Source organism: Aphanizomenon sp. CS-733/32 (assembly GCF_028330045.1).
GTDB classification, from domain to species: Bacteria; Cyanobacteriota; Cyanobacteriia; order Cyanobacteriales; family Nostocaceae; genus Dolichospermum; species Dolichospermum gracile.
Genome location: NZ_JAQMSE010000184.1, coordinates 19,029 through 29,264, shown reverse-complemented (window position 1 = coordinate 29,264; position 10,236 = coordinate 19,029). Strand labels below are relative to the sequence as shown.

Below are 10,236 nucleotides of genomic sequence, written 5' to 3'. Positions count from 1 at the left end.
CGACTAGAAGTCGCAGCTACACAGACGAAACCCACCTTCGTGGGTTCAAAAGCCTTGATTTTTCGTTAGTCCACGCAGGTGGACTTTGTTTGTGTAGTAGCGATTTCTAATCGCCGGAAACTTTTCAAACATCCTCTAATTAATAATTGACAGTGGTTGTCGCGGTATGCACTTGAATGAGATCCAGAATCTACAGTAAAAGTCATACTGTAAGAGACTCCTGACTCCTGCTATGTGATATCTTAATCACTGAAAACAGGTAATTCTAAAATAAATCCTGGTAAAACATTTTCTCCCGATAAACTTGTCGGTAATGGTACTATTTCTACAGATTGATTTTGACGATAAATTTCTACTTGTTGATTTTGAGGATCAATTAACCAACCTAAACGTAAACCACTATTCAGATATTCCTCCATTTTATCCTGTAATTGACTCAAAGAATCTGTACGAGAACGTAATTCTATAACAAAATCAGGACAAATTTTAGGGAATTTTTCTTGTTCTTGAATGCTTAAAGAATCCCAACGTTCATTAGCTATCCAAGCCACATCAGGAGAGCGTTTACCACCATTAGGTAGAGTAAAAACAGTGGAAGAACTAAATACTTTTCCTAGCTTAGTTTGCAAATTCCATAACCAGACATATCCATTAAAATTTGATTCTCTATTGCCACTAATTGCACCAACTGGAGGCATAATTATTAATTCTCCCTTAGCTGTTTGTTCAAGTTTCCAATCTTCATTGATTTGACATAGTTGATAAAATTGATCATCACTTAACTCTACATTTTTGATATTTAAAATAATTGATTGAGTTATCGTCATTGCTGAAAACTCCTTAACGCTTAGGTAATGGAGAATAGTATCTAAACTAATTATCAACCATATTTTGTAGATTTGCCACTGATCATAATCAAACGCAGATAGACGCAGATAAACGCAGATAGAAAACGTGGTATATAGGATTTAGCATTGCTAAACCCCTACGATTAATCATCTCAATCAAGTATAATTGACAAAACTTAACGAAATTCACCAATGCTAGATATTAAACAAATTAGAGAAAATCCCCAACTAGTGCAAGAAAAGTTGAACAGTCGTAGTGGCAAATACGAAATTCAGCCTATATTAGATTTGAGCCAAAAACAACGGGAATTGGAAGTAAAACGCAATGAACTCCAAGCCCGCAGTAATGAAATTGGTAAGTTAGTCGGACAAAAGGTAAAATCTGGTGTTAATCCTCAAGATGCTGAAATACAGGCTTTAAAGGAAGAAGGAAACAGCCTCAAAATCACATTAAGCGCATTAGAACCCCAGGAAAAAGAGTTAAAAGCCCAAATTCACCAATTACTGTTAGCACTTCCAAATTTACCGAGTGATTCTACACCTATTGGTAAAAGTGAAGATGATAACCCAGAAGTGAGAAAATGGGGAGATGAATATAAACCCGAAAATCCGAACATTATACCCCATTGGGAAATCGGCGAAAAGTTGGGTATTCTCAATTTTGAAAGAGCGGTAAAAATTGCCCAAACTCGGTTTGTGAGTCTTATCGGTGCGGGTGCGGCTTTAGAAAGAGCATTAATTCAGTTTATGCTTTCTAAACATATTCAAAATGGCTATATTGAAATTAGTCCACCATTGTTAGTAAATACTGATTCTTTAACGGGAACGGGACAATTACCCAAGTTTGCAGAGGACGGTTTTAAATGTGCAGATGATGATTTGTGGTTAATTCCGACTGCGGAAGTTCCGGTTACTAATTTTTATCGAGAGGAAATTATCAGCGCGGAAGAATTACCAATTTATCACTGTGCATATACGCCATGTTTTCGGCGAGAAGCGGGAAGTTATGGCCGGGATATGCGGGGTTTAATTCGGTTGCATCAATTCAATAAAGTGGAGTTGGTGAAGTTAGTAAAACCGGAAGATTCTTTTGAGGAATTGGAGAAATTGGTGGGAAGTGCTGAGAGTATTTTACAGGCTTTAAAATTGCCTTATCGAGTGATTAATTTATGTACTGCTGATTTAGGTTTTGGGGCAACAAAAACCTATGATTTAGAGGTGTGGTTGCCTTCTGCTGGCAAGTATCGAGAGATTTCTAGTTGTTCTAATTGTGTTGATTTTCAAGCGAGAAGGGCGGATATTCGGTTTAAGGAAGCTGGTAAGAAGGGGACGCAATTTGTGCATACTTTGAATGGTTCTGGTTTGGCTGTGGGCAGGACTATGGCAGCGATTTTGGAGAATTATCAGCAACCAGATGGGACAATTAAAGTACCGGAGGTTTTGCAGGTTTATTTGGGTAGGGAGGTTTTGTAGTTTAGGGATTTTTGTAGAGGCGTTTTTGGGGGGTGCGTCTCTATGTTAGTATGTTAGTGATGGATTTTTGTAACATTTTCAGCAAAGCCTATGTATAGAGATTTAGATATTTGGAATGCGATATACGCACTTTATGAACTAATAACTGATGAGGAAAATTCTGAGAAAAAATATCAGACATTCTTTGAATCACATCCAGTTGTTTTTAAAATTTTAGGTTTTGATACTTTCCAGTCATACGAAAAGTCATCTGGTAAGCAAATTCCGTTTGACAATGATCGAGACTTTAGACCGGAACCAGATTTCCTCTGTGGAAATATAGAGTCTTGTACTGTAACTGTTTTTGAATTGAAAACGCCCTTTGTAAAACCATTCATTGTTGAGCGAACTGATGGAAATAGACGCAAGCTTAATGCTGATGCCGAATCTTATGTCTCTCAGGCGACCGAATATGCTGAGTCTATCCTCGAAGGTAGCGAAGCTCGAAGTGTGGTGAAATCCGACTTATCACTACCAGAAATTTCATCATTCAAAATTATTATTGTTTATGGTCTTACGGATGGTAATGATATGGCTGGAGTATCTCGCCTTCTTAATAATCGCAAAATTCCAACTACATTTCTTTGCTATGATTTATTGCTAGAGAAACTAGTTGACAGCTACTTAAATACTCGAAGAAAAACAGAGAATCGAACTGGATTGTCAATTGTTTACCACTTGATAGTTGATAAAGAACAACTGTTTCCACGTTCATTTATTGCTGATCACGGTTCTCCAAAAAAAAATCGCTTATCTGTCTTTATTGAAAATGGGCATATTGTTTATCAGTGTATTGATAATGATGAGATGGTTCATATCTTAAAATCTCCAATAGTTTATGATCAACCAATTTTCCTAAGATTTGAATTGGCAAATGATGATAATGGCATTTATTTATCTTTAAACGTCAATAATGAAGAGCGCGATTTGCGCGTTGGCAGTGTTAATTTAAACTTTAATCTCCAACTAACTGGATTTGTTTTAGGTACAGATATATCCTGTAAGTTTTTCGGAAGATTTTATATGCTTGAATCTTATTACTCAGCAAAAACAATGTCTATTGAGGATAAGCTTGGCTCATACCATTACTTCAAACGAAAGACATTAGGTATCTCTGCTGGAGTTCGCTTTGATGGGAAGCATTATCTCGTTCGTGATCAAAATGGAAACATGAGTCAGAGCAATCCTAAGTATCAACCAAAATATGTAAATCCTATTAACAGTGAAATTTAAGAATAAACCTAAGCTATAGCTCATCTCGTAGGGTGCGTTAATGAAATGTAATGCACCGTTTTTTATTAAAATTTAACTGTCAGAATCAGGATAACCAGGATTAAAGGATTAACAGGATAATATTTGATGTTGATATTCTGGAATATTTGAATTAGCGCAATTTCTGAAGATGCAGATGAATATAAAAAAACATCCTGTACATCCTCAAATCCTGGACATCCTGATTCAGACAAAATGCAATTTCTGAAAATGTAGATAAATTTTAAAAAAACATCCTGGACATCCTGATTCAGACAAAATGCGATTGTTTAAACTATAATAAAATATGACCATCATTCATCATCAAATTACTATGCTAAAAAGTTACGAAGCAATTTATGAAAATGGGCAATTAACATGGTTGTCAGAACAACCTCAAGTTAATTCTGCTCGTGTGATTATCACCATACTACAAGAAAACTTACCATCAAAAAAACGCCGTATTCCTCCTGCTTCCATTGCTGGCAAAGGTAAAACATTGGGTGATATCGTTAGTCCTATTGTCAATGAAGAAGAGTGGGAATGTCTCAAATAATAGTCCTTGATACTCATATTTGGTTCTGGTTTATTAATCAACAATTTGATAAATTTCCTACTCACTGGAGAGAAGCTATTGAAACGGCTGACGAGGTAGGTATTTGTGTTATTTCCTGTTATGAAATTGCACTTGCACAACAACGAGGAAGGCTAGAATTACCTTGTACTGCTAATCAATGGTGTCAGGAAGCATTAGAACCATCAGGTATTAAATTATTTCCCTTGACTGCGGAAATTGCTTGTCGTGCTGTGAATTTATCTGCTGTTCACAAAGATCCATTTGATCGTTTAATTATTGCTACCACATTAGAATATCAAGCAAAACTAGCCAGTATTGATGGTTTATTTTCTCAGTATCCTGAACTCAATAATTATTTGATGAAATAGTTCGCTCATCTTGTAGGGTGCGTTACATTTCATTAAAGCACCGTTTTCTATTAATATTTAACTGTCTGAATCAGGATAACCAGGATTAAAGGATTAACAGGATAATATTTGATGTTGATATTCTAGGATATTTGAATTAGCACAATTTCTGAGGATGTAGATTAATTTTAATAAAATATCCTGTACATCCTCAAATCCTGGACATCCTGATTCAGACAAAATGCAATTTATAAAAATGTAGATAAATATTAAAAAAACATCCTGTAAATCCTCAAATCCTGGACATCCTGATTCAGACAAAATACAATTTCTGAAAATATAGATGAATATTAAAAAAACATCCTATACATCCTCAAATCCTGGACATCCTGATTCAGACAAATAATGTTAAAATTTTTACTAGCAGAAAATGGTCAAAAAAGGTAAACTAATTGAAAAATTAAAAAATAGCCCCAACAATGTAAAGTTTAGTGATATTCGTAAACTTTTAGAGTTAGAGGAATTTTTATTAGATAGAATTACAGGTAGTCATCACATATTTATCAAAGATGAAACAATTTTAGTAATTCCAGTTCATAATAATCGGGTAAAATCAGTTTATGTTAAACGAGTATTAGAATTAATAGAAGGAGCGTAATCATGAATTATCCCATAGTTGTTTATCCTTGTGAAGAAGGCGGTTTTGTAGCAGAAATTCCAGCATTAAAAGGATGTTTAGCACAGGGTGAAACTTTAGAAGAAACCTTACAAGAATTGATAATTGTGCGAAAATTATGGTTAGAAACAGCCGAAAAATATGGTCAAAAATTGCCAGATATTGAAGGTGCTATTGCAAAAGTGAAAGCTCTAAGTAGCGTATGAATTTTAGAATCAGGATTTCCACCGATTAAAGGATTAACAGGATTGTATTTGAGTTTGATATTGTGGGATATTTGAATTAGCACAATTTCTGAAAATGTAGATGAATATTAATAAAACATCCTGTACATCCTCAAATCCTGAAAATCCTGATTCAGACAAAATACAATTTCTGAAAATATAGATAAATATTAAAAAAACATCCTGTACATCCTGATTCTGACAATTTTCAGCTACAATTAAAGCATTAGAAGTGATTCAGAAAGTAAGCTATTATCCCCATTTGCTTACAAAAACAAAGAATATGATACATGAAAAAAATCTCCCAATGCTTTGGCTTGATTTTTGCTAATACTTCTTTTACCATTTATTACTTCTGAAGTAATACCTTTTGAGCCAAAAATCTCGACAATATCCTTTTGTTTGAGTTCTCTTACTGACATTAACTCATGTAATATATCTAGGGGAGTTATAGCTTTCATCTGATAGACTTTATTTTCATATTGCTCAATTAGTGTTACTAGCAACTGTAAAACTTCAGCTTGTTCATCTGTCAAATTTTCCCCTAAATCCATAAATTTATCCACTTCATTTAGTAGACGCTTATGTTCTATTTCTGTGTCAATTATACGTGGCACAGTTTCAGAAAGTAGCTTAATGTATTCTTCCTTGTTTAGTGTAGTTGTCATATACAACCCCCTTTGGGGTAGAATGTTTTCACTAGGGACATAGTAAAGCCATATCCTAGATGTTTATGAGCTTATGAGTAGTGTAATTAGACTATTGAGAAGCGAAATCCTCTAATAATCCTCTAATTATTCCTTATTTTTTCCACTTATCTTCATTATATTCACTATGAGTTAATACATCCTCAATCTTAATGGTCTTGACTTTATAGGTAATTTTAGTAATTAACCGAAACTTATTTCCTCCTATATTAAAAACTGTGTACCCTTGTACAAAATCTGCGTGTGGATAAACTTTCCTTACATCTATAATGTGTTTCCATTCTTCCTTTTGAGCAGTTTGGAGCCAAACATTAAGACTAATTTCAGCATCTGGATGAATCTTACTAAATTCAGTTAGGTTTTCGATGCCAATTACTTTCATAATATATTATTAAATTCGATTTTTTTAGTTTAAACATATCTGCTTTACCTTGTTTTTTTGGTCTGTCTAACTTTATGTTCTCATAAAGAGAACCAAATGTCAAGCCTCTGTACAGGAATTTTTGGAAATTCATTTCAATTAGGCGAAGTGTTGAGATTACCACCGCGTAAACGTTACGCTACTCCCGGATTTCTCATCTTGTAGGGTGCGTTCTCCGAAAGTACAGCACCATTTTTTATTAATATTTAACTGTCTGATAGCGCAGCGTGGCGCAAGTCATATCAGGATAACCAGGATTACAGGATTAACAGGATTGTATTTGATATTGATATTGTGGGATATTTGAATTAGCGCAATTTCGTGAAAATGTAGATAAATATTAAAAAACATCCTGTACATCCTCAAATTCTGAGCATCCTGATTCTGACAAAATACAATTTCGTGAAAATGTAGATAAATATTAAAAAACATCCTGTACACCCTCAAATCCTGGACATCCTGATTCAGACAAAATACAATTTCTGAAAATGTAGATAAATATTAAAAAACATCCTGTACACCCTCAAATCCTGGACATCCTGATTCAGACAATTTTTAGCTACAATTAAAGCATAGGCAACTAACATGAATTAGAGGAAATAATCATGAATACAGCCAAACTTAGCAGTGACGGTACTAATCAAATGCTGAATTAGAATATGGTGTTTATAAAAGTCAGCAGCAAGAGAAAAATAAAAATGCTTTAATACAGTTTTTACTACCTTTAGAAATTGTGGAATTTAGTCAAAATGCAGCAGGAATTTATGGATGTATTAGAAGGGATTTAGAAAGTAAATGGCTTCAAAAATAGACTCAATTAGTTTTACTTTTCTGGATAAGTAACCCCGCTACCGTCTTAAAATTCCACCAAGGGTCGGAACTGGCGTACAATACTGGAATTGACTAATATTAAGCCACGCCAAGTTAAAAACAGTATCTTATGCCAGCATTTTTATTAGAGGTCGGTACAGAAGAATTACCCGCAGGTTTTTTGAGTGATGCTATTGTACAATGGCGATCGCACATTCCCGAAAGCCTAGAAACCCACAATCTCCCCAATACGGTTGTTGAAGTCTATGGAACACCGCGCCGGTTAGCAGTTCTCATTACCGGTTTACCTTCCCAACAAGCAGACAGGGAAGAAGAAATCAAAGGACCACCCGCACAAGCAGCTTTTAAAGACGGACAACCCACGAAAGCCGCCATTGGTTTTGCGAGTAAGCAAGGTGTAGATATTTCCGCTTTAGAAATTCGTCCCACAGACAAAGGGGATTTCGTCTTTGTTAACAAAAAAATTCCCGGTCGTCCCATAGCGGATATTTTAACCGAACTTGTCCCCCAATGGGTTTGGAACTTAGAAGGCAAGCGATTAATGCGCTGGGGATATGGTGACGCTAGATTTTCCCGGCCAATTCGGTGGTTAGTAACATTGTTAGATGGGGATGTTTTACCGTTAGAGTTAGATAATGGCGAAAAAACGGTTAAGAGCGATAGCGAAGCGCTGCTGCAAGCAGGTCGCCTATCTCGCACCCATAGAGTCTTACACCCCGAACCCGTCAGTATTTCCCATGCTACAGAATATGTAAAAACCTTGGCTTCCGGTTATGTAAATGTCCCCCCAGAAAACCGAGCCGAAATTATCACAAATCAAGTGAAAGCCGCCGCCAAAAAATTAGGTGGTTATACGCCAATTTACCCCGACTTACTAGCAGAAGTTGTAAATTTAGTTGAATATCCCACAGCAGTAATCGGACAATTTGAAGCAGAATTTCTCAACTTACCAAAAGAAGTAATTACCGAAGTCATGGTAAGTCATCAGCGTTATTTTCCCGTCTTCAAAAATGCTGATTGTCAGGAATTATTACCCAATTTTATCACCATTAGTAACGGAGATCCCGCTAAATCAGATATTATCGCCGTCGGTAATGCTAGAGTAATTCGAGCGCGGTTAGCTGACGGCAGATTTTTCTATGAAGCTGATTTAGCCAAACCCTTAGAAACATATTTACCCCAATTAGAAAAAGTCACATTCCAGGAAGATTTAGGTTCAGTTCGCGTCAAAGTTTCCAGAATAGTTAAGAATGCCGAAAAAATTACTAATCAACTACAATTAAATCCTGCCCAAACCCTCAATATACAAAGAGCTGCATTACTTTGTAAAGCCGATTTAGTTACGCAAATGGTCTATGAATTTCCTGAATTGCAGGGAATCATGGGCGAAAAATACGCCTTAGCAAATGGCGAAAATCCAGAAGTTGCAAAAGCAATTTTCGAGCATTACTTACCCAGAAATGCTGATGATATTTTTCCCCAAACTCTCACAGGTCAAGTAGTCGGTTTAGGTGATAGATTAGATACTTTAGTGAGTATTTTTGGTTTAGGTTTAATTCCCACTGGTTCATCAGATCCTTTTGCATTGCGTCGCGCTGCAAATGCCATTGTTAATATTACATGGCTGGCGAACTTGCAAATTAATTTATCAACCCTTTTAGAACAAATCGCCACAGATTTTGCCACAGAGTTTAACAAAGATGCCAAATCCTTAATTAAAACATTGCAAGAATTTTTCTTGCAACGGATTCGCACCTTATTACAAGATGAAAAACAGATAGATTACGATTTGGTAAATGCAGTTTTGGGAGAAAATGATCCTGAATACACAGAACGCGCATTAACAGATTTATTAGATGTCCGCGATCGCGCTCTCTATTTACAACAAATCCGCAAAGATGGTACATTAGATAAAATTTACGAAACCGTCAACCGTTCCACCCGCCTCGCAGCACAAGGAAATCTAGACTTTCAACAACTAGAACCACAACCTTTAATTAATCCCCAACTCTTCCAGAAAAAATCCGAATCTGCATTTTATAACGCTTTGTTGGAACTAGTTCCCCAAACCCAAGCAGCACAAAAGAATCGAGATTATCAACTGTTAGTAACCGCACTAGCAAAAATCGCCCCCACCGTTAGTACATTTTTTGATGGTGAAGACAGCGTTTTAGTTATGGACGCAAATCCCGATATTAAGCAAAATCGCTTAAATTTGCTGGGATTACTGCGAAATCACGCCCGTGTATTGGCGGATTTTGGCGCAATAGTCAAAAACCTGTAGGTTCAAAAAATATCTTCTCAGTTGTTACTCATTGACAAAACAAATCATATAAATGTTATTGTTGTTTTGTCTTTTAATGTTTTGAAAATCAGAGGCGATATGGAATTAAAAAACCTAGCTGAAATGTTCGCAATTTTGACCATTTTAGAACCAGATACAAAAATCTGTCAACTAACCGCAAGACTTGCATCTGCAGGTTCAGCAACCGAAGGAGAAACTGATACTGCTGTTATCAAAGAGATAAAGGGTTGTTTATCCGACTTGCAAAAAGAGTTGAATGATGTTAACAACAAAAAATTACAAGCGAAAGAAAAACTCTTAACCAGAATTTTGACTCCTGACGCATAATACTTGATCTTTGTAATTTTGAAAGTGATCGCTTGCTGATTATATCAAGCACGATCACTTTTTTTCCAAATCTTACTGTTAGTCTTTCAAACGTGATAATACTCAGATGGTTGTTTTAACTGTTTCTCCCACTTGAGAAAAATTACCCAAACAAAAAAAACTTGTTAAATTGTTGCCAATTAACACTACAATAGGGAAGCTTAACCAGGG

At 35.7% G+C, this 10,236-nt stretch carries 11 protein-coding genes; 8 read left to right on the top strand and 3 right to left on the bottom strand.

The features are described 5' to 3' along the window. Positions 1-242: 242 nt before the first annotated feature. Positions 243-827 carry a Uma2 family endonuclease gene (locus PN471_RS15055; RefSeq protein WP_271777547.1) on the bottom strand — a complete coding sequence of 195 codons (585 nt, stop codon included), beginning with the start codon at positions 825-827 and terminating at the stop codon, positions 243-245. 213 nt (positions 828-1,040) lie between these two features. Here PN471_RS15055 and serS point away from each other — a divergent pair, with 213 nt between their 5' ends. From serS to PN471_RS15025, 6 genes are all read left to right on the top strand, one after another. Next, on the top strand, positions 1,041-2,321 hold the full coding sequence (gene serS, locus PN471_RS15050) for a serine--tRNA ligase (RefSeq protein WP_271777546.1): 1,281 nt from the start codon (positions 1,041-1,043) through the stop codon (positions 2,319-2,321). Between the two features lie 90 nt (positions 2,322-2,411). Further along, positions 2,412-3,593 carry a Shedu anti-phage system protein SduA domain-containing protein gene (locus tag PN471_RS15045; RefSeq protein WP_271777545.1) on the top strand — a complete coding sequence of 394 codons (1,182 nt, stop codon included), beginning with the start codon at positions 2,412-2,414 and terminating at the stop codon, positions 3,591-3,593. 352 nt (positions 3,594-3,945) lie between these two features. Further along, on the top strand, positions 3,946-4,167 hold the full coding sequence (locus PN471_RS15040; protein WP_027402375.1) for a hypothetical protein: 222 nt from the start codon (positions 3,946-3,948) through the stop codon (positions 4,165-4,167). Beyond that, complete coding sequence (locus tag PN471_RS15035; RefSeq protein WP_271777544.1) at positions 4,155-4,556, top strand: type II toxin-antitoxin system VapC family toxin; 402 nt, start codon at positions 4,155-4,157, stop codon at positions 4,554-4,556. The genes PN471_RS15040 and PN471_RS15035 overlap by 13 nt, the downstream gene beginning before the upstream one ends. 409 nt (positions 4,557-4,965) lie before the next feature. Beyond that, entirely contained in the window at positions 4,966-5,193 is a 228-nt protein-coding gene (locus PN471_RS15030) for a type II toxin-antitoxin system HicA family toxin (protein ID WP_271777543.1), read from the top strand. Positions 5,194-5,195: 2 nt separating this feature from the next. Further along, positions 5,196-5,417 carry a type II toxin-antitoxin system HicB family antitoxin gene (locus tag PN471_RS15025; protein WP_271777542.1) on the top strand — a complete coding sequence of 74 codons (222 nt, stop codon included), beginning with the start codon at positions 5,196-5,198 and terminating at the stop codon, positions 5,415-5,417. Positions 5,418-5,701: 284 nt separating this feature from the next. Here the strand turns inward: PN471_RS15025 and PN471_RS15020 are convergent, their stop codons facing one another. Both PN471_RS15020 and PN471_RS15015 read right to left on the bottom strand, forming a co-directional pair. After that, positions 5,702-6,103: a helix-turn-helix domain-containing protein gene (locus PN471_RS15020; protein ID WP_271777541.1), complete on the bottom strand. Its 402-nt coding sequence runs from the start codon at positions 6,101-6,103 to the stop codon at positions 5,702-5,704. Positions 6,104-6,236: 133 nt separating this feature from the next. Continuing rightward, complete coding sequence (locus PN471_RS15015) at positions 6,237-6,524, bottom strand: type II toxin-antitoxin system HigB family toxin (protein WP_271777540.1); 288 nt, start codon at positions 6,522-6,524, stop codon at positions 6,237-6,239. Positions 6,525-7,503: 979 nt separating this feature from the next. Here PN471_RS15015 and glyS point away from each other — a divergent pair. Both glyS and PN471_RS15005 read left to right on the top strand, forming a co-directional pair. Continuing rightward, a complete protein-coding gene (glyS, locus tag PN471_RS15010) occupies positions 7,504-9,678 on the top strand; it encodes a glycine--tRNA ligase subunit beta (RefSeq protein WP_271777539.1) in 2,175 nt (724 codons plus the stop codon). Positions 9,679-9,699: 21 nt separating this feature from the next. Further along, positions 9,700-10,026: a hypothetical protein gene (locus PN471_RS15005; protein WP_271777538.1), complete on the top strand. Its 327-nt coding sequence runs from the start codon at positions 9,700-9,702 to the stop codon at positions 10,024-10,026. The last annotated feature ends 210 nt before the right edge of the window (positions 10,027-10,236 follow it).

Bases quoted from the DNA above. Each gene is read 5' to 3' on its own strand.
- PN471_RS15055 (WP_271777547.1), bottom strand. From the start codon at position 827: ATGACGATAACTCAATCAATTATTTTAAATATCAAAAATGTAGAGTTA.
- serS (WP_271777546.1), top strand. From the start codon at position 1,041: ATGCTAGATATTAAACAAATTAGAGAAAATCCCCAACTAGTGCAAGAA.
- PN471_RS15045 (WP_271777545.1), top strand. From the start codon at position 2,412: ATGTATAGAGATTTAGATATTTGGAATGCGATATACGCACTTTATGAA.
- PN471_RS15040 (WP_027402375.1), top strand. From the start codon at position 3,946: ATGCTAAAAAGTTACGAAGCAATTTATGAAAATGGGCAATTAACATGG.
- PN471_RS15035 (WP_271777544.1), top strand. From the start codon at position 4,155: ATGTCTCAAATAATAGTCCTTGATACTCATATTTGGTTCTGGTTTATT.
- PN471_RS15030 (WP_271777543.1), top strand. From the start codon at position 4,966: ATGGTCAAAAAAGGTAAACTAATTGAAAAATTAAAAAATAGCCCCAAC.
- PN471_RS15025 (WP_271777542.1), top strand. From the start codon at position 5,196: ATGAATTATCCCATAGTTGTTTATCCTTGTGAAGAAGGCGGTTTTGTA.
- PN471_RS15020 (WP_271777541.1), bottom strand. From the start codon at position 6,103: ATGACAACTACACTAAACAAGGAAGAATACATTAAGCTACTTTCTGAA.
- PN471_RS15015 (WP_271777540.1), bottom strand. From the start codon at position 6,524: ATGAAAGTAATTGGCATCGAAAACCTAACTGAATTTAGTAAGATTCAT.
- glyS (WP_271777539.1), top strand. From the start codon at position 7,504: ATGCCAGCATTTTTATTAGAGGTCGGTACAGAAGAATTACCCGCAGGT.